22 protein-coding genes are annotated in these 25,835 nt (G+C 60.3%); 13 read left to right on the forward strand and 9 right to left on the reverse strand.

The features are described from left to right. Position 1 precedes the first annotated feature (1 nt). The 3 genes from AC1DXO_RS06640 (at position 2) to AC1DXO_RS06650 (ending at position 1,426) form a co-directional block, all read left to right on the forward strand. Positions 2-520: a GNAT family N-acetyltransferase gene (locus AC1DXO_RS06640; RefSeq protein ID WP_476977328.1), complete on the forward strand. Its 519-nt coding sequence runs from the start codon at positions 2-4 to the stop codon at positions 518-520. 101 nt (positions 521-621) lie between these two features. After that, a complete protein-coding gene (locus tag AC1DXO_RS06645; RefSeq protein ID WP_476977329.1) occupies positions 622-846 on the forward strand; it encodes a hypothetical protein in 225 nt (74 codons plus the stop codon). Continuing rightward, positions 836-1,426 carry a PIN domain-containing protein gene (locus tag AC1DXO_RS06650; RefSeq protein ID WP_476977330.1) on the forward strand — a complete coding sequence of 197 codons (591 nt, stop codon included), beginning with the start codon at positions 836-838 and terminating at the stop codon, positions 1,424-1,426. Before AC1DXO_RS06645 ends, AC1DXO_RS06650 begins: the two co-directional genes overlap by 11 nt. A 15-nt stretch (positions 1,427-1,441) precedes the next feature. Here AC1DXO_RS06650 and AC1DXO_RS06655 read toward each other — a convergent pair whose 3' ends face one another. The 5 genes from AC1DXO_RS06655 to AC1DXO_RS06675 all read right to left on the reverse strand — a co-directional run bounded on the left by AC1DXO_RS06655 (position 1,442) and on the right by AC1DXO_RS06675 (position 14,220). Further along, complete coding sequence (locus AC1DXO_RS06655) at positions 1,442-2,530, reverse strand: glycerophosphodiester phosphodiesterase (RefSeq protein WP_476977331.1); 1,089 nt, start codon at positions 2,528-2,530, stop codon at positions 1,442-1,444. A 147-nt stretch (positions 2,531-2,677) separates the two neighbouring features. Beyond that, positions 2,678-4,993, reverse strand: coding sequence for a TonB-dependent receptor (locus tag AC1DXO_RS06660; protein ID WP_476977332.1), 2,316 nt, complete (start codon positions 4,991-4,993; stop codon positions 2,678-2,680). Positions 4,994-5,178: 185 nt separating this feature from the next. Further along, positions 5,179-5,349, reverse strand: coding sequence for a hypothetical protein (locus AC1DXO_RS06665; RefSeq protein ID WP_476977333.1), 171 nt, complete (start codon positions 5,347-5,349; stop codon positions 5,179-5,181). 138 nt (positions 5,350-5,487) lie between these two features. Beyond that, complete coding sequence (locus tag AC1DXO_RS06670; protein WP_476977334.1) at positions 5,488-9,204, reverse strand: beta strand repeat-containing protein; 3,717 nt, start codon at positions 9,202-9,204, stop codon at positions 5,488-5,490. A gap of 177 nt (positions 9,205-9,381) precedes the next feature. Continuing rightward, on the reverse strand, positions 9,382-14,220 hold the full coding sequence (locus AC1DXO_RS06675; protein WP_476977335.1) for a beta strand repeat-containing protein: 4,839 nt from the start codon (positions 14,218-14,220) through the stop codon (positions 9,382-9,384). Between the two features lie 206 nt (positions 14,221-14,426). On the opposite strand from AC1DXO_RS06675, the gene ku reads away from it, so the two are divergent. Both ku and ligD read left to right on the forward strand, forming a co-directional pair. Continuing rightward, entirely contained in the window at positions 14,427-15,245 is an 819-nt protein-coding gene (gene ku, locus AC1DXO_RS06680) for a non-homologous end joining protein Ku (RefSeq protein ID WP_476977336.1), read from the forward strand. 13 nt (positions 15,246-15,258) lie between these two features. Further along, positions 15,259-16,203, forward strand: a complete 945-nt coding sequence (gene ligD, locus AC1DXO_RS06685) for a non-homologous end-joining DNA ligase (RefSeq protein WP_476977337.1) — start codon at positions 15,259-15,261, stop codon at positions 16,201-16,203. On the opposite strand, the gene gntA is transcribed toward ligD, so the two are convergent. Further along, complete coding sequence (gntA, locus tag AC1DXO_RS06690) at positions 16,200-16,898, reverse strand: guanitoxin biosynthesis heme-dependent pre-guanitoxin N-hydroxylase GntA (protein ID WP_476977338.1); 699 nt, start codon at positions 16,896-16,898, stop codon at positions 16,200-16,202. The two genes, ligD and gntA, sit on opposite strands and share 4 nt — an antisense overlap. 261 nt (positions 16,899-17,159) lie before the next feature. Between gntA and AC1DXO_RS06695 the strand changes: the two genes are divergently transcribed. From AC1DXO_RS06695 to AC1DXO_RS06720, 6 genes are all read left to right on the forward strand, one after another. Continuing rightward, complete coding sequence (locus tag AC1DXO_RS06695) at positions 17,160-18,137, forward strand: hypothetical protein (RefSeq protein ID WP_476977339.1); 978 nt, start codon at positions 17,160-17,162, stop codon at positions 18,135-18,137. After that, positions 18,134-18,718 carry a DUF1989 domain-containing protein gene (locus tag AC1DXO_RS06700; RefSeq protein WP_476977340.1) on the forward strand — a complete coding sequence of 195 codons (585 nt, stop codon included), beginning with the start codon at positions 18,134-18,136 and terminating at the stop codon, positions 18,716-18,718. Before AC1DXO_RS06695 ends, AC1DXO_RS06700 begins: the two co-directional genes overlap by 4 nt. 417 nt (positions 18,719-19,135) lie before the next feature. After that, positions 19,136-19,579, forward strand: a complete 444-nt coding sequence (locus AC1DXO_RS06705; RefSeq protein WP_476977341.1) for a zinc-binding dehydrogenase — start codon at positions 19,136-19,138, stop codon at positions 19,577-19,579. A 95-nt stretch (positions 19,580-19,674) separates the two neighbouring features. After that, positions 19,675-19,929 (forward strand): antitoxin, encoded by a 255-nt coding sequence (locus AC1DXO_RS06710; RefSeq protein ID WP_476977342.1) that lies wholly within the window; start codon positions 19,675-19,677, stop codon positions 19,927-19,929. Then, positions 19,926-20,237, forward strand: a complete 312-nt coding sequence (locus AC1DXO_RS06715) for a type II toxin-antitoxin system RelE/ParE family toxin (protein ID WP_476977343.1) — start codon at positions 19,926-19,928, stop codon at positions 20,235-20,237. The genes AC1DXO_RS06710 and AC1DXO_RS06715 overlap by 4 nt, the downstream gene beginning before the upstream one ends. Positions 20,238-20,299: 62 nt before the next feature. Next, a complete protein-coding gene (locus AC1DXO_RS06720; RefSeq protein WP_476977344.1) occupies positions 20,300-20,677 on the forward strand; it encodes a hypothetical protein in 378 nt (125 codons plus the stop codon). 11 nt (positions 20,678-20,688) lie between these two features. Here AC1DXO_RS06720 and AC1DXO_RS06725 read toward each other — a convergent pair whose 3' ends face one another. Continuing rightward, positions 20,689-21,399: a DUF6348 family protein gene (locus tag AC1DXO_RS06725; RefSeq protein ID WP_476977345.1), complete on the reverse strand. Its 711-nt coding sequence runs from the start codon at positions 21,397-21,399 to the stop codon at positions 20,689-20,691. A 161-nt stretch (positions 21,400-21,560) separates the two neighbouring features. Here AC1DXO_RS06725 and AC1DXO_RS06730 point away from each other — a divergent pair, with 161 nt between their 5' ends. Beyond that, positions 21,561-22,274 carry a DUF1013 domain-containing protein gene (locus AC1DXO_RS06730; RefSeq protein ID WP_476977346.1) on the forward strand — a complete coding sequence of 238 codons (714 nt, stop codon included), beginning with the start codon at positions 21,561-21,563 and terminating at the stop codon, positions 22,272-22,274. Positions 22,275-22,434: 160 nt separating this feature from the next. On the opposite strand, the gene AC1DXO_RS06735 is transcribed toward AC1DXO_RS06730, so the two are convergent. Next, a complete protein-coding gene (locus AC1DXO_RS06735) occupies positions 22,435-22,650 on the reverse strand; it encodes a flagellar basal body rod C-terminal domain-containing protein (RefSeq protein ID WP_476977347.1) in 216 nt (71 codons plus the stop codon). Positions 22,651-22,768: 118 nt separating this feature from the next. Here AC1DXO_RS06735 and AC1DXO_RS06740 point away from each other — a divergent pair, with 118 nt between their 5' ends. Then, a complete protein-coding gene (locus AC1DXO_RS06740) occupies positions 22,769-24,406 on the forward strand; it encodes an ATP-binding protein (RefSeq protein ID WP_476977348.1) in 1,638 nt (545 codons plus the stop codon). 6 nt (positions 24,407-24,412) lie between these two features. Here AC1DXO_RS06740 and AC1DXO_RS06745 read toward each other — a convergent pair whose 3' ends face one another. Next, positions 24,413-25,834, reverse strand: coding sequence for a DUF1501 domain-containing protein (locus tag AC1DXO_RS06745; RefSeq protein ID WP_476977349.1), 1,422 nt, complete (start codon positions 25,832-25,834; stop codon positions 24,413-24,415). Position 25,835: the final 1 nt, after the last annotated feature.

The raw sequence follows: 25,835 nt of genomic DNA on the forward strand, positions 1-25,835 counted from the left end.
GATGATGCTTTCCATAGAACCCGCTGTTATCGCCGATCTCGATCAACTGCATCCCGTCATCGAGCGCGCCTATCGTGGCGATGCCGCGCGTGCCGGCTGGACCCACGAAGCCGATCTGCTTGAAGGTCAACGCACAGATACGGCCACGCTCGAAAATATCCTGCGCGATCCGGCCAGCCGGTTGCTGATCGCCCGCGATGGCGACCGCGTCATTGGCTGCGTCCAGATCACCAACAAGGGCGACGGCCTGGCCTATCTCGGCCTGTTGTGCATTGATCCGGTCCTGCAGGCCGGCGGTCTCGGCAAGCAATTGATCGCGGCGGCCGAACGCCACGCGGCCGCGACGTTTGGGGCGACCGCCATGGAGATGACGGTGATCCAGCAACGGCTTGAGCTGATCGCCTATTATGAGCGCCGGGGTTATGTGGCGACGGGCGAAATTCGCGACTTCCCGATTGTCTTGACGCCGCCCTTCTTCATGACGGTCCTCGTCAAGCCGTTGGAACGCGACTCTGCCTGATATTTTGTCCGCGCGTCTGGCTACCGCTTGCGTATGCGACAGTTACCGTAGTGCTGTGAAATCTCGTGACTCATGTTCCTATTTTGTGCTAGATATACGTTATGAGCCTGTCATCCGATCAAAGAAACCTGCTTGCCGAATATTCCACCGGAAGGGCCAGTGCCATTGACGTACGCCGCGCCTTGGGTGGTGTAACTTACGGCGAGTTACTGATTATGCTGGCGGGGGAAGGCCTGAGCTTCCCCGTAATGCCTGTCGCTGGCCGGGAAGCACAATTGGAAAAGGCAAGACTTTGGCTATTCCCGAAGCAAAGCCGTGCCGCCTAAGATCAAGCTGTTTGTCGTTGACACAAGCCCGTTGATAACTCTCGCGGCGGCGAAGTCACTTGATTACCTTCTCTATATCGAAACTGCGGACATCATTATTCCCGACGCCGTTCTGTATGAAGCGACACATGATGCCGCCCGGCTAGGGGCCGACGATATTCTGGACTGGGCGCAACGCCATCATGGCCAGGTCGAATTCGCACCCACCCAGGCCTACCGCATCTTCGATGCTGCCAGGCAGTTCGATCCTACCTTGCGTCAGCCCAATCTTGGCGAGCAGGCGGCCGTAGAAGTCATCGAGCAACCCGGTCGTCTTACGGCTGAGGAGCAGGGCATATTGTTGTGTGAAGAAAGCGCCGTGCTTCGACGCATTACCGTTCGGGATCGCGATAAGATAATTGAACTCAGTACGATTGATTTTCTTCGTATTCTGGAAAGCGAACATAGAATTCAGTCTTCGGACGCCGTCTTACAATTGGCTCTGGAAGCAGGGCGCAAGGCCAGTCAGAAGCAGCATATTGACAAACAGTCGCAAGCCGTGCGCGAAGCTGTTCATGCCTTGGTGCGCAAGCCCAGCTGACTGCGCCGTTCCATATCAGCCCTTCATCCACATATCCCGCGCTCTTACGGCCGTATCGGTGAAGTCGCTGAACAGTCCGTCGACCCCCATGGTGAACAGTTCGAGATATTCCGCCACGGCATCGCCCTTGTAGAGCGGATCCAGCCGGTCGTCGCGCAGCGTCCAGGTATGGACCTTCAGCCCGACCGCATGGGCGTTGTCGATAATGGCCTGACGATGGACGGTCCGGCCGTTGGTGACCCCAATCAGCCAGCGTTTCCAGGGCGCCACGATATCGGCATAGGTCGCAATCTCCGCCAGGCCTTCCGGCGTCAGTTGCGCATGATTGTCGTCAATGCGCCCGGCCACCACCCAGTCATAGGGCTTGTCCGACGGCGCCTTCAAAACGATGTCACCGGCCGTATCGATATCCGATCCGTCAACCAGTTGCATCAGGCGCACATCGGTCTTCTTGCGCAGCGCTTTCAGATTGGCCGTCTCGAACGACTGGACGATGACCGGCGACGTCCGCGACGTCAGGCCTGCGCGGTTCAGCACGTCCAGCAGTCGATCCTCCAGAGCCAGCCCCAGGCTGGCATGAAAGGTCGGATGCTTGGTCTCGGGATAGACGCCGATCGTCCGGCCGACGGTCTTCGACTGGCTTTGCGCCAGGTCGACAACCTCCTGCAAGGTCACGACCGGGTACAATCCGTCATGGCTGTGATCGCGGTCGGCAAAGGCCTGCCGCGCGCGCAGGGTGCGGATCTCGTCCAGTGTAAAGTCGCAGGCAAAAAAGTCGGTCATCTCGATGCCGTCGAGCAAACGCATGCGTTTGCGATCGGCGAATTCAGGTCGGGTCGTGACATCGGTGGTGACCGACAGCAGAGGTTCGTGGCGCACGATCAGATGGCCGTCCTTCGTCGCCACCAGATCGGGTTCGATAAAATCGACGCCCATCTTGATCGCCAGTTCATAGCCGGGGATGGTATGTTCGGGCAGGTAGCCCGGCGCGCCGCGATGGCCGGTGATTAAAGGCGCCGTCCGCGCATCGGCGCGGGCGAGTGAGGGCAGGGCTGACATGACGGCAGCGGCTCCGAGAATCTGGCGGCGGTTCATGGCGGACATGATAGGACCCTTTGAAGGAAAAAAGCCAGCCGTGGTGGTGCACGGCTGGCAGTCTGGCAAAGTGATAGACTCCAAGCCCTTTTCAGGGCTTGGCAAGCACGACCGTGCGCCCGAGCTTTTGCGAGGAGCTCTGCGGCGCATGAGCACTTAGAAACTCTTACGCACGGTCACAAACACCTGACGCGGAGCGCTGGTCAGGATGGTCTGTTCGTTATTGTCGGCGTCATTGTTGGTGAAGCCGTTCGAGCCGATGGTCGAGATATATTCCTGGTCGGTCAGGTTGGTGACGTTGAGCTGTACAGTCGTCCCGATGCCGACAAAGCGGTAACCGAGGCTCAGGTCGGCGATGGTGCTGGCGTCGACCTTGCCGCCGATGTTTTCGTAGGTGTAGTAACGGTCGCCCGTATAGTTGACACCCAGATTAGCGAACAGGGCGCCGTTGTCATAGCTGACTTCGGTTTTCAGCAGGCTCTTCGGCGTATTGACGACCGTCTTGCCCTTGGTGTGGGCCTTGACCGTACCGTCGGCGGCGACAACATCCTCGCCATAGGTCGAGTCGTTATAGCTGTAGGCGGCATAGACCGACCAGCCCGGCAGGAAGCGGTAGGTGCCGGCCAGTTCCAGACCCTTGCTGTCGACGTCGCCGACGTTCGACAGGACCGGAGCATTGCCCTGGATGCCCGAACCCTGTGCAACCGCCAGGATACGGCCGTTGAACTTGACGCTGTACAGGGCAGCGACGCCCTGGAACTTGCCGGTGCGGACGCGAATGCCGCCTTCCGTGGTCTTGGAGGTTTCTGGCTTCAGGTGGTCGCGGACATAATCGATATTGGCCTGGCTTTGCGAACTGAACGGGCCCGACGTCGCGGCGGAGACATAGGCGTCCATGTTTTCGCTGTACGAACCGAACAGTTCGTAGTTGCCGTTCAGCTTGTAGACCGCACCGACCTGCGGCAGGAAGCTGTCCTTCGATTTCAGTTCAGCCTTGATGGTGCCGCCGACGATCTGATTGACCGTATTGCGCGTCTCCAGCGACTTGAAGCCGAAATTGACCTTCAGGGCTTCGCTGACCTGCCAGGTGTCCTGGACATAGGCCTGGGTCGTCTTGGTGTTGAAGGCGTATTCCCACTGCGTATAGAAGGGGTTGTGCTGGAAGCCCAGGCTGTCGCGGTGCGGGGCGCTCAGGGTTTCGCCATAGAAACGGCGCGCCTGGTGGAAGTGGTTGTCTTCGGTCCAGATACCGGCGGCGACCTGGTGATCGCCCAGGTCGACCGTGATGCCGGCGGTGGCACCGGTGCGATCGATGTCGTATTCCGTGGTGCGGATCGACACATAGGCGTTGTCGGATGACGGCGCGCTCGCATTATAGAACGGCGAGTACGACACGCCCGGCGACGGCAGGTACGGCGTGACCCACAGGCCCTGTCCGACATTGCCGTGGTGATAGAGGCTGCCGGTCAGGCGGATGGTGTCAGAGATGGCGAAGTCGAGCTTCACGCCGCCGATGGTGTCCTTGCGGACGCCGGCGCCGTAATAATAGGCGTCATCAACCGAGGTGATCGGGGCGGGGAAGGCGATGCCCTGCTGGTAGTCCTTGGCGATCGTATTGGCCAGGGCCCAGTTCGGCTGGAAATTGTCCCAGTCATAGCCCAGGCGGTCGATCATTTCGAACGACAGGTCCTGATAATCCTGTTCCTTGCGGTCCGAATGGTTGATCCAGCCGGTCAGAGAGCCGTCGTCGCCCAGGGGCAGCACCCACTTGGTGTCGACCTGCTGCGCCTTTTGCTGGCCGGCGCCTTTCCACTTCTCGGTCGACTGATCGACGGCCGAGACATAGCCGCGCAGGCCGGCCAGGGCTTCGATCGAACCGGTTTCGACGCGGCCATACAGGCGGTGCATCGAATCCGAACCCAGGGTGCCGGCCAGTTCGCCGCCCAGCTTTTGCGAAGGATCGCGCGAGGTGAACTTCAGCGTACCGCCCATATTGGAGGAGGAGGCGGTATCCAGCGCACCAGCGCCCTGGACCATGTCGGCGCGGGCGATGTCTTCATTGATGATGGCGCGCGAAACGTGCAGGCCGTTATAGTTGCCGTAGCTCATATCACCGAGAGTCACGCCGTCCAGGGTGAAGCCCATCTGGTTCTGGTTGAAGCCGCGGACCGAGATGCGGGTCGACCATTCGTAGGCGCCGAACGGATCGGACGACTGGAACGATACGCCCGGCAGCTTGTTCAGTACCTTCAGCGGGCTGGTGCCGGGCGCGACCTGTTGCAGGTCTTGCATCTTGACGGTCTGGGTCTGGCGGCTCTGGCCGTGGCCGAGAACGACGACCTCGATGGTTTCTGAGCTGGCGGTCGTATCCGCGGCGGCGTCGGCAGCGACGTCATTCACGACCTCTTGGGCGTGGACCTGGCCGGTCAGCAGCGCGAAGGCGGCGACCGATGTGAGCAAAGCGAATTTCATGACTGTATCCCCGATTGACGCCTCAAGTGGCGTATCGGGGAGAGCGCCTAACGGCTGATGATGACGGTTTGGCCAAGCTTTTTCGACGGGATGGTGTCAAATCCGGCAAGCTTTTATGACGCACTGCAACATATTGTTTTTTATGGATAAACGCCTGTGCTTTCGTGATCACAGGTGGCTGTCGGTCAAACTCTGCCCCGAATGGTATCGGACCCAAAGGCGAATTCGACCTGATCGACAAACATGAAGCCGGGAAAGCGCCCGTCACCCATCAACTGACGCGCGGTGGTGCGCAGGCACGGCCTGCCGTCGCGCCAGATTTCAATCGGCCGGTCCGGCGGCAAGTCACGCAGCATGGTTTCGGATTTCCAACACATAGTCTCTCACTCCAGCGCCCAATGTTCCTGTTTTGTTCTCTCCAAAAATAACATTGGGGTGTAAGAGTCAAGCGACTGTGGGCTGCATATTCACAGATGCAGCCCAGGGCGCTCTATTTACCAGACCATATGGCTCTGCACGTCGGCAACCAGCGCGCCAGTGATCGTCACCGTATTGCCACTACCCAGATTGACCAACGTATCCAGCCCGACCTGGCTGAAGGTGATCCCGCCACCATTGACCACGCCATGAGCCAGGGCATGGACATTGATCCGGTCGTTTTGCAAGCCAGAGAAATCGCCCACAGTATCGACGCCCGACCCGGCGTCAAAAACGAACTGATCCGCCCCCGACCCGCCCAGCAGGGTGTCGTTGCCGCCACCGCCGGTCAGCAGGTTGTTGCCGGAATTGCCGGTCAAGTGGTTGGCCAGTCCGTTGCCGACACCGTTGATATTGCCGACGCCCGTCAGGATAAGAGTCTCGAAATAATCCTTCAGCGAATGAGAAACCGAAGCGCGCACTTCGTCGACCCCGCCGGCATCAGCTCCGCCCAGCAGTTCCGAAATCCCCATGGCGGCATTATCGACGATATAGGTGTCATTGCCGCCACGACCGTAGATCTTGTCCGCCCCGCCACCGCCCGTCAGGAGATTGGCGCCGGCATTGCCATAAATGGTGTTGGCCAAAGCATTGCCGGTACCGTTGATGGCGGCACTGCCGGCCAGGGTCAGGTTCTCGACATTGTTGCCCAGCACATAGGCCACGGCCGACTGTACAGTGTCCGTGCCGGCATTCAGCCCCTCGGTAACGATGTCACCGGCATTTTCGACGACATAGATATCGTGTCCAGCCCCGCCGGACATCGTATCCGCGCCCGAACCACCGTTGAGGACATTATTGCCGCTATTGCCGTTCAGCACATTGGCCGAGGCGTTGCCGCTGGCATTGATGTGGGCCGGGCCGGTCAGGGTCAGGGTTTCGATCGACTGGGAATTGGTCAGGGCGATCGTCACCGACGACAGCAAGGTGTCCGTGCCCTGATTGTTCAGTTCGGTAAAGATATCACCGGCATTGTCGATGACATAGGTGTCGTTGCCCAGGCCGCCAACCAGGGTATCCGTCCCGCCGCCGCCATCCAGCCGGTCGTTGCCGCCAAGTCCGGTCAGGCTGTTAGAACCGAAATTGCCGGTCAAGTTGTTGTCGCCCGCATTGCCGGTACCGTTCACCGCCACCTGGCCGGTCAGGACCAGGTTTTCCAGCGCCGCCGTCAAGGTCGTCGTAAACACGGTCTGCAGTGTATCCGTCCCCTGGCCGACGACCTCCACGACGACATCGCCGGCATTGTCGACAACATAGGTGTCATCGCCAAGCCCGCCGGTCAGGGTGTCCGCGCCGACACCGCCATCCAGCTTGTTGTTACCTGCGTTGCCGTTCAGCGCATTATTGACCGTATTGCCCTTGGCATCGATATTGGCTGAACCTGTCAGGGTGAGGACCTCGATATAGGTCGCGCCCAGGGTATGGGTCGCGCTCGACAGGAGGGTATCCGTGCCCTGGCCATTCGATTCGTTGACTAGGTCCGCCGAGTTGTCGACGACGAAGGTATCGTCGCCCAAGCCGCCGGCCATCGTATCGGCGCCGCTGCCGCCGTCCAGCCAGTCATTGCCACTGCCTGCATTGATCGAGTCGTTGCCGGCACCGGTCCACATCTGATTGGCGCCGCTGGTGCCCGTGACCGTATCGTTGCCATCGCCGGTTTTGATATTTTCAAAATTGACGAAGGACTCGCCGCCATATGTGGTGCCACCCGTCGCCAGATTGACCGCATAGCCTCCACTCCATTGCGTGGTGTCGAGCGTATCGTTACCCAGTCCGCCATCCAGCGTCTCGCTGACGCCAAACGTATTGTCTGCGCGCATATAGTCGTCACCGGCTCCGCCCAGATAGCTGCCCGTACCTGAGCCGTAGATAACGTCATTGCCGTCGCCGCCGTCGATCGTATCGAACGCGTCGCTGCCCGTTATGCCGGCGTCGATCGTGTCGTTGCCGTTGCCACCATTCAGGATGTCATCTCCGGCCAGGCCGCTGAGGCTATCATTGCCGTCATAGCCATTCAGCCCATTGGCGGAATCATTGCCGATAATCGTTTCCGAGCCCTGCGTCCCCAGTACGTTCTCGAAATTAAGGATGGTTTCGTTGCCGAAACTGTCGACATAGGAACCCAGCGTCAGGTCGATGACCGCATTGTAGTTGCCGAACACCCAGCTGTAGTCGATCGTGTCGCGTCCGGCCCCGCCGTCATAGGCGGAATTATAGGAATCGCTCTGGGTTTGGACATAGTCGTTCCCATCGTCGCCATAGATGACATTGAAGCCATTGCCGCCATAGATGACGTCGTCGCCAACGCCGCCGTGAACGGTATCGTTACCGCCACCGGCATAGAGGGAATCGGTGCCCAAGCCGCCGCTCAGGCTATTGTCAGCGCCATTGCCATAGATGACATTGTCACTGTCATTGCCGGTGCCGTCGATGGCGGCCGTGCGGGTAAGGGTCAGGTTTTCGATCGTGGCGATCAGCGTGACAGTGACCGAACTGTCGACTTCATCCACGCCTTCGCCTGCCAGCTCGGTTATGGCATCACCGTCATTGTCGATCACATAGGTGTCATTGCCCGTACCGCCGTTCAGGCTATCGGCACCGCTCTCACCATCCAGCCGGTCATTCCCGGCCAACCCCGTCAGCAGGTCGTTGCCGTCTCCGCCCTGGAGGCTGTTATCGCCGGTCGTACCGGAGACGGTATCATAGCCGGACCCCATTATGGCGTTTTCGAAATTGGTGAAATGCTCATTGACGATCGCCGAATAGTTGGTCATGCCCGAGGCCAGATCGACCCCGTAGTCGGCCGTTATAAGACTGTTGTCGAGCGTGTCGACTCCGTCGCCGCCGTCGCCCTGCTCGCCGCTGCCAAAGGTGACGCCCGAGGAAAAGGTATCATTGCCGCCCTCGCCGAAATAGCTGCCGGTCCCGGTGCCGGTGAGCGAGTCATTGCCGTCGCCACCATAGGCAAGGTCATACCCGGTGTCGCCCTGCGACCCGGCGACGATCGTGTCGTTGCCTAAACCGCCCGTCAGGCTGTCATTGCCGTCGCCGCCGTTCAGACCGTCCTCGTCATCTCCGCCAGACAGGGTGTCGTCGCCACTACCGCCTGACAGAGCATCGTTGCCGTTGTCGCCGCTGATCGAGTCTTGACCGCCCATTCCCAGCAACTGATTATGGCCTTCGTTTCCGACGATGATGTTATCAAGCCCGTTACCGATGCCGACCCGGTCGCCGCCAGTCTGGAAGGTCAGGTTTTCGACATTGTCAGCCAGGAGATAGTCGACGGCCGCCAGGACAATATCCGTACCCTGGCCCGACGTCTCGGTCACCACATCGCCCAGGCTGCCGACAATATAGGTGTCGTTGCCGCCGTCGCCGGACATGGTGTCATCCCCCATGCCTCCGAGCGCATCATTGCCCTCGCCGCCGTCGATGAGGTTGTTACCTTGGCCACCGTCGACATTGTCGTCACCGGCGCCGCCGGAGATCACATCATCCCCGTCACCGCCGGAAATCAAGTCCATGCCGTCCAGGCCGGAAATCGTATCATTGCCGCCATTGGCAACGATCGTATCGTCGCTATTGGTGCCCGACAGGTTTTCGCTGCTGTCATCGCCGACGATAAAGGCCTGCATGACGCCCCCGGAAACAGGTGATGCTGCTGGGGAGGCCTGGGCGCCGGAGGTCATGTCGGCCTGGCTCAGGTCGGCGAGCGTTGCAAAGGAACGAGTCATGGAAATTTGCCTGATAAAGCGCCAGGGTGGCGGGTGTATGGGGGAGCGCGGAACAAGGTCGGCTACGCAAACGCGGACTGGGGCACGCAAGGTTGCAGCGCGTCCGCGCTGGGCCTGACGCGGCATAGAGGCGTATCACGACCGTCGTTCGTCAACAATATGATTGTCCGGCGCCGCCTACCACACCATGTGGCTGGCGACATCGGCTGCCAGGGCGCTCAGGACCGTCACGATGTTCCCGCCACCCAGATCGATCACCGTATCGCTGCCGACCTGGCTAAGCACGATGCCGCCGCCGCCGACAACGCCGTGCGTCAGGCCATGAACATTGATCCGGTCGTTTTGCGCCACGCTGAAATCGCTGACCGTATCGACACCCGACCCGGCGCCGAAGACGAACTGATCCGCCCCCAGGTCGCCGGCAAGAGTGTCATTCCCCGCACCACCGGTCAAAAAATTGTTGCCGGAATTGCCCGTCAGTTGATTGTTCAGCCCGTTGCCGACGCCGTTGATATTGCCCGTACCCGTCAGGGTCAGGTTTTCGAAATAATCCTTCAGGGAGTAGGAGACCGACGCGCGGACTTCATCGATCCCCCCGGCATCGCCGCCGCCCAGCTGTTCGGAAATCCCTACGCTGACGCTGTCAACTATGTAGGTGTCATTTCCACCGCGACCATAGATCTTGTCCGTGCCACCTCCGCCGGTCAGGAGATTAGCCCCGGCATTGCCGTAGATGGTATTGTTCAGCGCGTTGCCGGTACCGTTGATGGCCATACTTCCGGCCAGGGTCAGGTTCTCGACATTGTCGCCCAAAACATAGGTCACAGCCGACTGCACGGTATCGATGCCGGCGTTCAGCCCTTCGACGACGACATCGCCTGCATTCTCGACGACATAGATATCGTGACCGGCACCGCCGTTCATCGTATCCGCGCCCGATCCGCCGTTCAGCGTGTTGTTGCCGGAATTGCCGTTCAGCGTATTGGCGAACGCATTGCCTGTGGCATTAATATGCTGAGGTCCGGTCAGGGTCAGGATCTCGATCGACAGGGCGTTACTCAGGGTGAAGGATACGGACGACAGCACTGTATCCATTCCCTGACCGTTCATCTCCGTCACGAAGTCGCCGGCATTGTCGACGACATAGGTGTCATAGCCCAGGCCGCCGATCAGCGTATCTGCGCCCAGACCGCCGGACAACCAGTCACTGCCGCCCAGTCCGGTCAGGGTGTTATTGCCGCTATTGCCGGTGATGCCGTTATTGCCGGCATTGCCGATGCCGTTGACCGTGGCGGTTCCGGTCAGGATCAGATTCTCGATGGCCGCCGTCAGGGTGACCGTGAACGACGCCTGGATCGTGTCCATGCCTTCGCCAACCGCCTCCACCACAAGATCGCCGGTCGTATCGAGGACATAGGTATCGTCGCCCAGTCCGCCGGTCAGGGTGTCGGCGCCGCCGCTGCCGTCCAGCCGGTTATTGCCTGAATTGCCTATGATACCATTGCCGAGGCCATTGCCCTTGCCGTCAATATTGGCCATCCCCAGCAAGATCAGGTTCTCGACATAGGCGCCTGCCCCCAGCGTATAGGATACATTGGCCTGAACGAGATCCGTACCCTGGCCGGACGATTCCTGGATGAAGGCCGCTGTATCTTCGACAATATAGGTATCGTCGCCCAGGCCGCCGACCAGGGTATCGAGGCCAGCTCCGCCAACCAGCCAGTCATTGCCGCCGAGGCCTTCGAGAACGTCATTGCCCGCACCGGTCCAGATCTGGTTGTCGCCGCCGGTTCCGGTGATCGAGTCGTTGCCACCGCCGGTCAGGACGTTCTCGAACTGAATGAAAGACTCGGTGCCGGAACTAACATTGGTCGTTCCAAGGGTCAGGTCGATCTTGTAATCCCCGGCATAGGCTGTGGTGTCGAGCGTATCGTTGCCCAGGCCGCCGTCCAGGGTCTCGCCGATGCCATAGGTGGCTTGCGCACGGATATAGTCGTTGCCGGCCCCGCCGAGATACGTTCCGGAGCCCGAGCTGTAGATCAGATCTTCGCCTTCACCGCCATCGACTGTATCGAAGGCGGACGTGCCCGTCGCACCGCCGAAGATCGTGTCATTGCCATTGCCGCCATTGAGAACGTCATCACCATCCAGGCCGCCGAGCACGTCGTTGCCGTCATAGCCGTAAAGCGAATTAGCTTCGCCATTGCCGGTGATCATATCTGATCCTTGAGTTCCCAGCACGCTTTCGAAATTGATGACGGTTTCGATGCCGCCATCGTCGCTGTAGGTGCCGTCCGTCAGATCGATACGCACCAGCTGGGCGCCGAACTTCCAGCTGTAGTCGACGGTGTCGCGTCCGTCGCCGCCGTCATAGGTCGAACCGTAGCTGTCGGTCTGGGTCTGGATGTAGTCGTCGCCGGCATCGCCATACAGCCTGTTGACGCCTGTGCCGCCATAGATGACGTCATAGCCATCTCCGCCATGCACAGTATCGTCACCCGCTCCGGCATAGAGCGAATCGTTCCCCTGGCCGCCGTCCAGCATGTCATTGCCGTCTCCGCCGTCGAGGACATCGTCCCCGTAACCGCCGGTCAAGGTATCGTCGCCGCCCAAGCCCGAAAGTGCGTTAGCGCCGCTGTTGCCGGTCAGCGCATTCGCCGTCGCTGTGCCGGTGCCATTTAGTGCGTCTGACCCCGTCAGGAGCAGGTTTTCGATATTGGGCGTCAGAGTCGTCGTAAGCAGGGACTGGATCGTATCCACACCTTCGCCAACGGCCTCCACCACGACATCGCCGGCATTGTCCACGACATAGGCATCATTGCCGTAGCGGCCCGTCAGGGTGTCAGCGCCCAGACCGCCATCCAGCCGGTTGTCGTTGAAATTTCCGTTCAGCCGATTGTCGAGCCCATTGCCCGTGCCGTTGATAACGAATGCGCCGGTCAGGGTCAGGACCTCGACATTGGCGTCCAGGACATAGGTCGCACTCGACAAGATGGTATCCGTGCCCTGGTCTTGCAGTTCCGTCACCACTTCGGCGGTGTTGTCGACGACAAAAGTATCATCGCCCAGCCCGCCATCGAAGGTGTCGATGCCCGTTCCGCCTTCGAGAGAGTCGTTGCCACCACCGCCCTCCAACCGGTCATTGTCGCCCTGACCCTGTACGGTGTCGTCGCCGCTGGCTGAGATCAGGATGTCGCCGAAATTCGTACCGGTGAGGTAGAAGGTTTCGAAATTACGGACCGTGCCGCCGCCCGGGCTATAGACCACGCCGCCGTCGGGCACCGTGGAAACGTCGAGCCAAACGCCGTGCCCTATGTCCTGCGCGTAGTCGTAAAAATAGAATTGCAACTGATCCTTGCCGTCACCACCATCAACGTCGGCGTAGGTGGCGGTAGCGACGATGTCATCGCCGGCGTCGCCGTACAGGCTGGCCAGATGCCCGGCCGTACCGCCGCCGGACACCCCGTCATTGCCAGTTCCGCCATGGATCGTGTCGTTACCGGCCTCCGAGGTCCAGGAGGTGCTGCCAAAATAATTGGCCCGGCCCATAAGGGCATCGTTGCCGGCACCACCCGTCAGCACATTATCACCGGCATTGCCGTAGATGGTGTCGTTACCGTTGCCGCCGGTGCCATTGATATTGCCAGCGTCGTCGCCTAGTTCCAGCCGTTCGACATTGGCGCCCAGCGCATAATTAACAGACGAAAATACGAGGTCGTCGCCTTCCCGCGTCAGCTCTGTGACCACGTCGCTTGCGCTGTCGACATAGTAGATATCGTTGCCCGCGCCGCCGACCATTGTGTCGTTACCCGTGCCGCCATCCAGCCTGTCGCTGCCGTTATCGCCAATCAGCAGGTCAAGTCCGGCATCGCCATACAACTGGTCGCCGACGGCGCCGCCGGTCAGGGTGTCGTTGTCGTCTCCGCCATGATAGGTGACGGCCTTGGCCGGATTGAACAGGAAATTGGCGCGCAGGTCGTCATTGCCACCGCCGCCATAGATCGTGTCCCGGCCCGCTTCGGACGAGATCTTGTCGGCCTCATCGCCCATATGCAGGACGTTGACGCCGCCGCCCAGGCGGAGTTGGATGGTCTCGAAATGATCGAAAAAGCCGATATTCGATGCCGTGGTCACCGAGCCGGTAATGGTCCACACGACATCATTGACCAGTCGGCCGGACGAGGCGATATCCAGCTCCAGCTTGTCCGTTCCGCCGCGTCCGTCGACGTGCACGGACCCGGATGTACCGTTGAAAACCACACGGTTATCGCCATTATCCAGAGCGTAGTTGACCGACTCGAATTCTTCAGCGCGGAGCGCTCCGGTGCTGGCAATAACATCGATCGTCATCATGCCATCATCACGGGTGACATAGGTGTTCGACGCATTCATATCGTCGGTCAGAGTCAGGTTCAGTGTATCGAAACCCCGTCCGCCGCGGAGACTATGGTTGAGGCCGCTAAAGCCGCCCATCGTAATGGTGTCGTCCCCGTCATAGGTTTGCAGGGTACTGCCCATAGAGTTGAAGCCGGTGAGTTTGCCGGTAATGGCGATCGTATCATTGCCGCTGCCGAAGGTGACGCCGATACGTTCCATATGGCTGAAGGTTGTGCCGCCGGTCAGGCTGCCCGAGCCCGTCGCCGTGTCATAGGCCAGGGTCAGATTTTGCGTGGCGCTTATATAGTCCGCCCCCCAAAAGTCGTTGCCGTCGCCACCATCCAGCGTCCAGATACCCCCGCCGCCGGTCAGGAACTCGTCATTGCCGCCCCCGAGTGACAAGGTATGAACACCTCCATTTGTGGCAAACACCGTATCATTGAAAGCCGTGCCAATAATGTTTTCGATCGAAATCAGCTCGTCGCTGCCTTCTCCACGTCCCACATAGGTCGGATCATATTGCAGATTGACCAGAATGCCGGCATCGGTAGCTGACGGGTCACTATAGTCTACCGTGTCCGAGCTATCCGCGGAACCGGTAAAGGTGTCATTGCCAAGACCGGCAACAAAAGTCGTCATGGAGTCGTCCCCCTCAAAAACGGACAGGCATCCCCACCGGCCGTAGCTATTGAATGCCCCATGCTACGGACAGCTTCAATATGTTTTCCCGTCTTGCCCCTCACAATATTTTCAGAACGGTTTCCGACCGCCTGCAGGCTTCGAATTCCTACTGAAAACTTACGGCGCAGTCAGCACACTGTGGCCTTACCTATCGGGAGATCGTCATGGCCCTGCGCCCTTACTGGAGCGGCAATATCCGCCTGTCGCTGGTTACATTGTCGGTCAATGTCTATGCCGCGCTGAACCGCAGCAAGCAGATCGCCTTTCACGAAATCTACAAGCCGACCGGCGAGCGCGTCCACCAGCGTTTGGTGGCCGGCGACAAGACGATCGAGCGCGACGATATCGTCAAGGGCTATGAGGTCGAGAAGGGCGAATATGTCCTGATCGATCCGGACGAGATCAAGGAACTGAAGATCCCGTCCAGCAAGACGCTCGACATAACCCAGTTTGTCGACGCCGCCGCCATCGATCCGGTCTATTTCGAATCCCCCTATTTCGTCGCCCCGGCCGCCAGGGGCGATGAGGCCACATTCCGGGTCATCCGTGACGCCCTGCGCAAGGCCGGCAAGGTCGGTGTGGGGCAGTTGGCCATCGGCGGTCGCGAGCGTCTGTGCGCGATCAAGCCCCATGGTAGCGGCCTGATGATCGAGACCCTGCGCTACGAGGACGAGATCAAGGACGCCGATCCCTATTTCGAAGGCATCAAGGACAAGGAAAGCGATTCCGAGGAACTGGACCTGGCGCTGGAATTGATCAAACGCAAGGCGGCGAAGTTCGATCCCGGCAAGTTCCATGACCACTATCGCGAGGCACTTCAGGAATTGATCGATGCCCGGGTCGAGCACCGAGAACCCGCAGCACCGAAAGAAGAACGCGCCCCGGCCAAGGTGGTCAACCTGATGGATGCACTCCGCCGCAGCCTGAAGGCGCCTGAGGCCACCGCAAAGGAAAAGCCCGTCCACCACAAGAAGGCAAGTTGATCAGGAGGCCGATATGGAGGTCAAGGACGCCGAAACACCTGCCAAGCCTGCGGCAGCAAAGTCACCCCGCAACCGGCCCGAGGTCGCCGGCATAGGCATATCGCATCCCGAGCGGATTATCTTCCCGGACACCGACATCACCAAGTTCGACCTGGCGGACTATTACCACAGGGTCGCGGACCGCATCCTGCCCTTCCTTGTCAACCGGCCATTATCGATGCTGCGCTGTCCCGAAGGTATAGGCGAGGCCTGCTTTTTCCAACGTCACATGGCGACGGGTCCGTCGGAACATATCTACGACACTGGCATTCCGGTGAGAGGCCGCGATGACGACTATCTGATGATCAAGGACGAGCAGGGCCTGATCAGCCTCATCCAGTGGGGCGTGATCGAGCTCCACCCCTGGGGTTGCCTGGCGTCACACCCCGACCGTCCCGACCGGATGATCTTCGACCTCGACCCGGATCCGGAGGTCGCCTGGGATACTCTGGTGAACGCCGCGTTCGAGGTTCGCGACCGCATGAGCGAACTGGGTCTGCACAGCTTTCTCAAGACCACGGGCGGCAAGGGCTTGCACGTCTGTGTGCCGCTGGACCGCGACTATAGCTGGGCGACGGTCAAGGCCTTTGCCCGCGCCACCGCCCAGTCCATGGCACACGACGCGCCGGAGACCTTTATTGCCACCATGAGCAAGGAAAAGCGCAAGGGCCTGATTTTCGTCGACTATCTGCGCAACGATCACACGGCGACCGCCGTCTCGGCCTGGTCGGTACGCGCCCGGCCTGGCGCTCATGTATCGACGCCGCTCGCCTGGGATGAACTGACACCGGCCCTGAAGCCGTCGCAGTTCACCATGGAGACCGTTCTTGAGCGCCGTGCGGATGTGTGGGCGGAATTCTTCAAGGTCCGTCAGTCGATCAGGCGTGCCTATCTCGAAGCGCTGAACATCGACGTTTAAGAATGTGTGCGATGCATAGGACACTTCCAGCCGTCCTCGACCGTCCTGCCGCTATATTGCCGTGCCTCCGACACCTCGCCGTGCCGCGCCAGCATCGGATTTGCGCTGCCCGCCAGGGCGATGTCGCGCTCGACAATGCTGTCACGCAAGACTTCATACTTGCCTTCTGAGCGCAGGGTTTCGAACTGGGCATGCGGATTGAACACCAGGGCCGGCACTTCGAACTGCCGGGCAGGTCGTGAGGCGCCCGGATGCAGAGCGACGACAAAGAACGCTTCGCCACCGAAACTCAGCGAGAAATGTGGATTGTCGACGTCGGGGCTGACCCTCGGATCGTAAATCTCGCCACGTAATGCATCGATCGCTTCCAGGGCCTGCAACCGCCGCCACATGGCCTGCTCGAACGCCGCTTCGTCCAGTGTCTCCGCCGTCTCGAACAGGGCGACAAAACTCTGGAAAGGTTTTCCATCGCTTTTGAACGCACGGGCAAAGTCGCGAAGCGACTCATACAAAGCCACGTCGTCGCGCGGACAGCGCATATCGCCGGCGACGAAGAACTGCATCTGATGGCGGGAAAGGGCAGATTTGGCCCCTACGCAGGGGAAGGCCTTGTCACGGATATAGGCTTCGAATCGTTCCACCAGAGCGCTTTCGGCGCCAACGGAATCTTCCGGGGAAGTCGAGGAAAAATACACAGATACGCCTTCCTTTGCTGGAAGCTTAACCTAGTGGACAACCGGTAAGAGGGAACTCGGAAACGACTGGGACGCTTGCAAGAAGGCGATAAGAACACGGTGGGTGACAACGGCTGCGTCTGTTTATAAGATGCTTACATATTGCGGCAGTTTCGTGACGCCGTCCTTATACGTATCTTCCTACTGTCTTTCAATCGGGCTGGCCAGGGACGGTGACATGCAAGCTTGTAATGGGCAAACCTGCAGACGGGGCAAGTGCCCATGGCGATAGCGGAGCAAAGCCTTCCTCTGCGCGAAGACGTGCCACAAAAGTCGGTCCGCCAGGGCGGCTGGCTTGAAGAATTCAGTTGGCGCGATGGCGGCTTCTATGTCCGCAAGACCGGCATCCACCTTAAACCGACGCGCGCCGTCATCAGCGAAATTGCCAGCTGGGCCGTCTATCTCGCCATCTTGGTGGTGGGCACCGTCGTCGTCCGTGCGCGATCCGCCAAACGCCTGAGCATCTGGTATGCACCCGACTGTCCTGGGCCGTGGTACATGTCGCGTGGCATCGCCATGTGGGGCGGCATGGACCTCGCGACATCACCCGGCGATGCTCACGCCGCCTTCTATTTCGAGGACGTCACCCAGGGTGAACCTGCGCCGTCCCTGCTGCCGCTGCGCATCAACCACGGCTGCACGGACATTTCGAAAAGTCGTGTTGCCCGGGTTTTCGAAGAGGTTTTCGGCTATCCGTTGACCGTCGATCCGACGGCTGTTCACGGCGAAATCGTTGAAAAGTCGGATAGAAATGGCGTCCATGACGGCCGTATCGTCATGGCGCCGCTGACGCCCCTGAACGACAAGGTCTATCAGCGCGTGGTCGATACGCGGGACGACCACGACTGCTGCAACGACCTGCGCACGCCGTGCGTCGGTGGTGAACCCGTCGTGGTATGGATCAAGACCAAGACGCCGGAAGGCCGGTTTTCGATCAACAACCGCCGCGCCCGTCTGGCGGAGCCGACCGAGGTGTTTTCTCCGGCCGAAATCGAGCAGATCCGCCGTTTCAACGCCCGTATGGGGCTGGACTGCGGCGGATTGGATATTCTGCGCGATCGCAACGACGGTCGCATCTATATCGTTGACGTCAACAAAACCGACGTCGGCCCGGTCATCGCCCTGTCATGGCGCGACAAGATCCGCTCCATGACGCGCCTGGGTGCGGCTTTGCGCCGACTGATAGAGGAAAACCAATGATCACCGAGATTCCGGCGCGCTCGGGCGCCGCCTTCCGCCTCAATAAGGGCCAGCGCCTGCGCGTCATCGATCCGAATGGCGAACAGGTGTCGGACATGTTGGCTTTCAACGCGCACGACACGGATGAGGTCATCTCGTCGGGCCGTACGCTCGACTATGCCAGCAAGCTGTTCCTGAGCACGGGTGATCCGCTCTATTCCAACCGCAGCACCGTCATGATGCGCATTGTCGAGGACACGGTCGGCCGCCATGACTTCCTGCTGACGCCGTGCTCGAAGGATACGTTTCGCATCATCTATGGTGACGAACATCCGCACCACGGTTGTTTCGGCAACCTGTCCAACGCTCTGGCGCCCTATGGTATCAAGCCGGACCAGATACCTGTGGCCTTCAACATCTTCATGAATGTCCAGGTCGATGGCGAGACGGGCGTGCTTACGGTCGATCCGCCACTCAGCAAGGCGGGCGACCATATCCTGTTCGAAGCCGCGATGGACCTGATTGTTGCCCTGACGGCGTGCTCGGCGCTGCAATCGAACAACTACGCCTTCAAGCCGATCCACTACCGGATCGAGGGATAGCATCAGGATCTGGTGCAGTTGGGCTCCCGGACGTTTCTTGGAACGGCGTGGCCTGTACCCGCCACCGCCGGGCGCAGCGCCTGGCCTGGGGTTCGAGGTGTCGGGGCGGATCGAGCGATGAGGTGGCTTGGTAGGTCGGTGATGAGGTCTGCGCCCTGGTCAACGGCGGTGGATATGCCGAATTTGTCGCCGTCGACATGCGCCATCTGCTGCCGGTGCCAAAGGGCTGGAGTTTAGCAGAGGCGGCGCCCCTGCCAGAGGCCGCACTCACCGTCTACGCCAATCTGATCGAATACGGGGCACTGCAGGCGGGTGAGACCGTTCTGGTCCACGGCGGCAATTCGGGAACAGGGGCCATGACCATCCAGATGACCAAGTCGGCGCCGAAGTCATCGCCACGGCGCGCGGAGCGGACAAATGCGCCTTCGCAAGGGACCTGGCGCCGACTTGGTCATCGACACGCAAGCGGACGAGGATTTTGTCGGCGGCGTGAAGGCGTTCGGAGGCGCCGACGTCGTGCTCGATATCGTCGCCGGCGACTTTGTGGCGAAAAACCTCCTGTGCCTCAATATGAAGGGCAGAATGGTCCAGGTCGGCGTTGGCCGCTCGGCGGTGGTCGAGCTGGATCTACGCCGCATCATGCAGAAGCAGGCGGTGATTACGGGCTCGATGCTGCGACCACGCTCGGCGGATGAAAAGGCGCGCCTGACCGCTAAGGTCCACGAGCGGGTCTGGCCGCTGATCGAGCAGGGGTTAATCAAGCCTGTCCTGGCGGAGGTGTTCGACTTCGCCGATGCATCTCGTGCGCACGAATGGACCGATGGTAGCCACTGCGGCAAGATCGTGCTGGAGGTGGGATAGAACGTGGCCATGACATCGGATCACAAATGTGCTTATATGCAGACTCACATTTGTGGTATGGTCCATGCCGTTAGTATACCAAGGGCTTGATAATCATGAGCCGATTGACCATCGATGTAACCGATCAGCAGCACCAAAGCCTCAAGGCCTTGGCAGCTCTGCAAGGCAAGACCATTCGCGAGTACGCCATTGAACGGCTCTTTCCATCCGATACCGGTGAGCAGGCGGCGCTGGCGGCATTGAGAGGGTTGCTTGAACAGCGTATCGCGGAAGCCGACAGAGGCGAGGTGGATACGCGCAGTTTCACCGAGATTGCTGAAGCCGAGTTGAATCCCGGCACTGGCGCGTGAGCCGGGATTATGTGCTGGCGAAGGGGGCGTCCGGCGATCTGAAAGGGATCGCGCGCGATACCCACAGGACATGGGGCGAGGCGCAATGCCTGACCTATATCCGTCAACTCGAAGATGCTGCATCGGCCGTCGCCAGAGGTGAAGGGCTGTTTAGAGACCTAAGTGCGGTACATCCTCAACTGCGCATGGCGAAGAGCGGACGGCATTACATATTCTGTTTGCCGCGTGCCGACGCTGTGCCGGTTATTCTGGCGATATTGCATGATCGGATGGACATCATCACGCGGCTCAAGAGCCGTTTAACCTGAGGCCGCAAGTGGTGGGGGGACCGCAGCCACTGCGGCAAGGTGGTGCTGGAGGTAAAGCGACAATGATATTCCTGCGCTTGCCGGCCGTTCTGTTGGGTTTGCTGGCAACGCCAGCCCTTGCAGGGACGACATTTCCGATTCCGCTCGGCACGAACGGCACATATAACGGTTATATCCGTTCAGGCTCGAGGTTCGGCGTCCACATAGGGGACAGTCGGGAACAGGCAAAACGGAGCCTTATCAACAAGGGGCTGCGTGATGACGGTCCCTTCGCGTGCGAGCGCTATGTCAGGGAGAGCGTGGCCTGCCGTCCCGGAGATTTGGCCGAGGTCTACCGCATTCAGAAATTTATGTACGACGGCGATGTCTTCGTTTTTGTTGAAGGCGGCAAGGGCATCGCCATCGGTTGGCGCGCGGACGCTATCAATGTCGATACGTGACAGGAAGTCGCTTAAGCCTGCCGCTTCAACAATATGAAGTTGCGGCTGCTGGCGAACCCAGTCGCCGGCGCTGGCCAGGCAAGGTGAGCCAGACTCTCGTTCAGCTCTGGCCAGGGCTGGTTGTCGAGAGAAGTGTCGGCGCCGACCTGTCCGTTCAGCGCATGGATATAGACCGATATCCAGTGATAGTCCTCGCCTAATGGCAGGCCGCTGGCAAGACGCCTGATGGTCTCGCCATAGTCGGGAGCCAGCCCGAACGCCTGGTTGTTATAGGTCTTGAAGATCGCGTTGCCCACGTAGACAATCCATTCCTGTCCATGGATCGACCAGGTTTCGATATCGACCTGGCCGGGCTCGTGGTGATCCCAGAAAGCCGAAAGGTATACGTGAAATGTACCACAACAGAAGGTGTACAGAACGTCGCCCATCGCTGCGTGTTCGTCTTCTCCTACCCCTCCATAGCATTCGTAGATGGCGCGATCGGCCTTCAATCTGAGTTCGATGTCGATCCTGTTGGTGATCTTCGCACTATTCGGCACGATAGGTCCCTGAATGGCGCGCAGACCTGGCATGGCGTTGTCGACAAGGCACCAGTCGTGATAGACATGAACATCCAGACCATGGCCGGTAATGACACCCAGCAAACCTTCCTGCAGCGCTGATACCTGTGGTGGAGCCACCAGTGGCGTTTCGATTTGATTCTTCTTGAACCAGCCGAACATAGCGTCCCCTCCCGTACCGCGACTTTCATAGCCGGACAAGGCCATTTCACAACCCTCTTCCCTTTGGTGAAAAATCGCTTTATACCCTTGGCCAACCCACACGCCCGGCTGCAAAAGCCGGGCGTAGCTATTTCTGGACAGCCCTATAAGGAAAAAAGACGATGTCCGACATCCTGATGCCCAAGGCCACTGCCGTGTGGCTGGTCGACAATACTTCGCTGGCCTTCGAACAGATCGCGGCCTTCTGCGGCCTGCACCTGCTTGAGGTGAAGGGCATTGCCGACGGCGAAGTGGCGCGTGATATCCGCGGCGCCGACCCGATCGCCAATGGCCAGCTGACCCGTGAAGAGCTCGACAAGGCGGAAAAGAACGACAAATATATGATGAAGGCCCTGGTCAGCCGTCACGCCGAACTGCTGAAGCCGGCCAAGAAGGCGCCGCGCTATACACCGGTGTCGCGCCGCCAGGATCGTCCGGACGCCATCGCCTGGTTCGTCAAGCACCACCCCGAAATCACCGATGCGCAGATTTCCAAGCTGCTGGGCACCACCAAGTCGACCATCGAGCAAGTCCGTTCGCGCGGCCACTGGAATGCCGTCAATATCAAGCCGGTCGACCCGGTGACGCTCGGCCTGATCGGCCAGATCGAACTCGACGCCGCAGTCAAGAAGGCCGCCGACGCCAAGCGCAAGCAGGCCGAAAAGCTGGGCATCCCGCTGGACGATCCGTCGCTGAAGCCGGCGGTGACCGTCCAACCTGCGATCGAGGACGAAGACGACAGCCCCTATGCCCGCAAGCAGGAACTGTCGCTGGAAGACGTCTTTGGTGCCGGTGGCGGCAAGCGTTCCGAACCCGAGGAAGATGAAGACTACTGATCCGGGACCCGGACCTCAAAGTCAAAAAAAGAGCCCGTCGGTGCAAACCGGCGGGCTTTTTACAGGCTTCAGGGAGAAACTTTTCCAAATTTCCTGGAAATTTGGCAAGGGCAAGGCCCGTCGCGCACGTTTGCGCGAGCCTAGCGGCGCTTGAGCGGCATCAAGCTTTGATGTCCAAAAGACGGCCCATCATCTCGTCGGCCGCCTTGACGACATTGACGCTGGCGTGAAAGGCGTTGCGCGAGTCGATCTGTTCAACCAGGTCGGAGACGATGTCCTTGCCCTGGGCTGCGTCGTTCACCATGCTGGTCGCAGCCTTGTCGAAGCGTGCGCTGGCGGCGGTGACGCCGGAAATGGCCGTGGTGAGCATCGACATGGACGCACTCCGTAAAAATCCAAATTTCAGATTATATGGAATTGTTTAAGAGCGGTTGCACGAAAAGGGTTAACGCAACCCGCTTTATTTCGGCCGGACCATGAGGTAACATTGGCTCATGCGGATCGGGGATGCGAAAGACTGGATTGAGGCCCGACCGGCCTGGGCCTATGCCGCAGCGGTCCTGCTGGCCAGTGGTAGCCTTGGGTTGCGGCTGCTCATCCTGCCGCATCAGCACGGCCTGCCTTTTCTGACCTTCCTCCCTGCCATTTTCATTACGACCTATATCGGCGGCCGCGGCCCCGGATTGCTGGCCATGGCGGTGTCGGGCATCCTGGCATGGCGCTTCCTGTTTCCCGCGGCCGGACAATTCGGATTTCCATGGTCGTCGAGCGCGGTGGCGCTGTTCGTCTATTTCCTGGTCGGCATTCCCCTGGTTTGGCTGATCGACGCCTTCTTCCGCGCCTATAGGCGCATGACACGTGCCGAGGCGGCGCGCGAGGATCTGCTGCGCGGCCTGGAGCAGCGGGTCGAGACGCGCACCGCCGAACTGGTCGCCGCCAATGCGAAACTCCGTGAGGAAATGTCGGGGCGCCACATGGCGGAAGAAAAAGTCGCGCAGTACGAACGGCTGGAAGCGGTTGGTCAATTGGTCGGTGGCATCTCGCACGATTTCAACAATCTCCTCAGCATCATCATCGGCAATCTCGACCTGGCGCAACGTCGCGTGGCGCGCGGCGATACGCAGATCGGGCAGCATATCGACGCGGCCTTTGATGGTGCGCGGCGCGGCGCCACCCTGACCCGGCGCCTGCTGGCCTTTGCCCGCAAGCAACCGTTGCAACCGGCCGTCACCGATATCAATGCCTTGATCAGCCACATGGCGGACATGCTGGGCTCGACGCTCGGCGAACATATTGCCGTCGACCTGCAGCTTTCGGACGGCCTGTGGACGTCGCGGATCGATCCCAGCCAACTCGAAAATGCCATCCTCAACCTGGCGATCAACGGTCGTGACGCCATGGCGCTGGGCGGCCGGCTGACCATTGCCACGCACAATGCCGACCTCAGTGCCGCAGAGAATGCGGGGCCGGATGTCAGCCCGGGCGAATATGCGGTTATTGTCGTCAGCGATACGGGCACCGGCATGACCGAAGAGGTGCTCAGCCGCGCCTTCGAGCCCTTCTTCACGACCAAGACGGTGGGCCAGGGTACGGGTCTGGGCCTCAGCCAGATTCACGGCTACCTGAAGCAGTCGGGCGGGCACGCCGATATCGCGTCGAAGCCGGGCGAGGGCACGCGCGTCCAACTGTACCTGCCGCGCTATACGGGAGCGGATGCCGCCAAGCCCGTCATGGCAACGGAGGCGCCGGCCATCGCCGCCCATACCCCTGTTGAGAAGGTGCTTGTCGTCGAGGACGAGGAGGGCGTCCGCGCGGTCGCGGTCCAAACCCTGCAGGACCTGAACTATGCCGTGATCGAGGCATCGAGCGGCGCAGCGGCGCTGGATCTGCTGGCCGGCCATCCTGATATCGGCCTGTTGTTCACCGATGTCGTCATGCCGGGCATGATGGGCAGCGAATTGGCGCAACGCGCCGTCACCCTGCGGCCGCAGCTCAAGGTGCTGTATACATCGGGCTACCCGTACGACGCCGTGGTGCAGAACGGCCAACTGGCGCCCGGAGTCGAGATGCTGCAGAAGCCGTTTACGCCGGACCAACTGGCGCGGAAGCTTCACCGCGTTCTGGCGGATTGAAGTGGACTAAACCATAAAGCCCAGATCGGACGTCGCGAAGTTGTTGATCCGCGGCAGGATCAGCGGCAGGTCCGAGTTCGACATGCCGAACCAGCGCGCCAGGGTCGCCGCCATCTGATCGACCGAGGTTGACGGCAGCAGGCGGCCCTGGCCGACCTGGTCATCCGTATCGACGGAGACATGCGGCGCCGTGCCGTAGAAGCGCCCGCCCTTGACCGCGCCGCCGACGACGAAGTGGTGCGAGCCCCAGCCATGGTCGGAGCCGTTGCCGTTGGAGCTGAGGGTGCGGCCGAAGTCCGACGCCGTGAAGGTTGTCACCTTGTCGGCCACGCCCAGTTCGACGGTCGCCGCATAGAAGGCGTTGATCGCCTCGTTGAAGCCTGCCATCAGGCCGGGATGGTTTTCCATCAGGCCGTCGTGGTTATCGAAACCGCCCATCGAGACGAAGAAGACCTGACGCTTCGAGCCCAGGGCGGCACGCGCACCGATCAGGCGGGCGACGATCTTCAGTTGGTTGGCCAAGCCGTTCGGCTTGCCGTCGACATCGAAGTTGGTTGTAAGCGTAACCGGATTGAGCGCCGTATTGACGATGCCTTCCATGACCATGGAACGCTGGGTGACCCGGGTAAACTCGTTTTCGAGCACGTGGGTGCGGGGCTGGGTGATCAGGGTGCGCAAGGTATCGGATACCTGGCTCGAGCCGAAGGCCCAGCCCTTGGCCGCCCAGATCGGGATCGCGCCATCCGGGCTGATCTGGTACTGCAGGGCGTCGTTACCCGAAACGAAGACGGCATTGCCGGAGCCCGAGATACAGGTCAGCAGACTGTTGGTATTGCTGGACAGGGCCAGGTCGCCCATGCGTCCGCCCCAGCCGACGGTGGCGCCTTCGGAACCCAGGGCCTGCCACACCGACTGCTGGTCGTTGTGCGAGAATAGCTTGGGCGGCAGCGGCACGCCGTTGCTCTGGAACTGCGCCTTGGTCGTCGGCACGACCAGCGGGCCGACATTGAGCTGGACGGCGGCATGGCCGGCATGGAACAGCGAGGTCAGGTCCGTCAGTCGCGGATTCAAGGCAAATTGCAGATTGTCCGTCAGGGTCTGAGCCACGACCGGCGTCAGGGCGGTCGGCGTCAGTTCGTCACGGCCATAGGCGATATTGCCGCGCGTCCGGCCAGGACCGCCGCCACGCAGGGCGCTGTAGAGGTCGTAATTGGCGGTATCATAGGGCACAACCGTATTGGCGTAGTCGTTGCCACCATAAAAGAAGACGCAGACCAGCGCCTTATAGTCGCTGGTATCCATGGCGGCGGCCTCACCGGCAGCGGCCAGGTTGAGCGCCATCGGGGCAGCGGCGCCCATGGCGGACAAGGCCATGGCGCGTTTCATGAAGGCGCGGCGGTTCAGGTCGGGAATATTGTTCTTGTACATG

The sequence above is a fragment of the Asticcacaulis sp. P2_C5 genome, assembly GCF_056404555.1.

Excerpts from the sequence above, each read along its gene's own strand:
- ku (WP_476977336.1), top strand. The coding sequence starts at position 14,427 with ATGGCCCTGCGCCCTTACTGGAGCGGCAATATCCGCCTGTCGCTGGTT.
- AC1DXO_RS06705 (WP_476977341.1), top strand. The coding sequence starts at position 19,136 with ATGCGCCTTCGCAAGGGACCTGGCGCCGACTTGGTCATCGACACGCAA.
- AC1DXO_RS06700 (WP_476977340.1), top strand. The coding sequence starts at position 18,134 with ATGATCACCGAGATTCCGGCGCGCTCGGGCGCCGCCTTCCGCCTCAAT.
- AC1DXO_RS06660 (WP_476977332.1), bottom strand. The coding sequence starts at position 4,993 with ATGAAATTCGCTTTGCTCACATCGGTCGCCGCCTTCGCGCTGCTGACC.
- AC1DXO_RS06675 (WP_476977335.1), bottom strand. The coding sequence starts at position 14,220 with ATGACGACTTTTGTTGCCGGTCTTGGCAATGACACCTTTACCGGTTCC.
- AC1DXO_RS06710 (WP_476977342.1), top strand. The coding sequence starts at position 19,675 with ATGAGCCGATTGACCATCGATGTAACCGATCAGCAGCACCAAAGCCTC.
- AC1DXO_RS06745 (WP_476977349.1), bottom strand. The coding sequence starts at position 25,834 with ATGTACAAGAACAATATTCCCGACCTGAACCGCCGCGCCTTCATGAAA.
- AC1DXO_RS06730 (WP_476977346.1), top strand. The coding sequence starts at position 21,561 with ATGTCCGACATCCTGATGCCCAAGGCCACTGCCGTGTGGCTGGTCGAC.
- AC1DXO_RS06720 (WP_476977344.1), top strand. The coding sequence starts at position 20,300 with ATGATATTCCTGCGCTTGCCGGCCGTTCTGTTGGGTTTGCTGGCAACG.
- AC1DXO_RS06665 (WP_476977333.1), bottom strand. The coding sequence starts at position 5,349 with ATGCTGCGTGACTTGCCGCCGGACCGGCCGATTGAAATCTGGCGCGAC.
- AC1DXO_RS06735 (WP_476977347.1), bottom strand. The coding sequence starts at position 22,650 with ATGTCGATGCTCACCACGGCCATTTCCGGCGTCACCGCCGCCAGCGCA.
- AC1DXO_RS06645 (WP_476977329.1), top strand. The coding sequence starts at position 622 with ATGAGCCTGTCATCCGATCAAAGAAACCTGCTTGCCGAATATTCCACC.
- AC1DXO_RS06670 (WP_476977334.1), bottom strand. The coding sequence starts at position 9,204 with ATGACTCGTTCCTTTGCAACGCTCGCCGACCTGAGCCAGGCCGACATG.
- AC1DXO_RS06695 (WP_476977339.1), top strand. The coding sequence starts at position 17,160 with ATGGCGATAGCGGAGCAAAGCCTTCCTCTGCGCGAAGACGTGCCACAA.
- AC1DXO_RS06640 (WP_476977328.1), top strand. The coding sequence starts at position 2 with ATGATGCTTTCCATAGAACCCGCTGTTATCGCCGATCTCGATCAACTG.
- AC1DXO_RS06655 (WP_476977331.1), bottom strand. The coding sequence starts at position 2,530 with ATGTCCGCCATGAACCGCCGCCAGATTCTCGGAGCCGCTGCCGTCATG.
- AC1DXO_RS06725 (WP_476977345.1), bottom strand. The coding sequence starts at position 21,399 with ATGTTCGGCTGGTTCAAGAAGAATCAAATCGAAACGCCACTGGTGGCT.
- AC1DXO_RS06740 (WP_476977348.1), top strand. The coding sequence starts at position 22,769 with ATGCGGATCGGGGATGCGAAAGACTGGATTGAGGCCCGACCGGCCTGG.
- ligD (WP_476977337.1), top strand. The coding sequence starts at position 15,259 with ATGGAGGTCAAGGACGCCGAAACACCTGCCAAGCCTGCGGCAGCAAAG.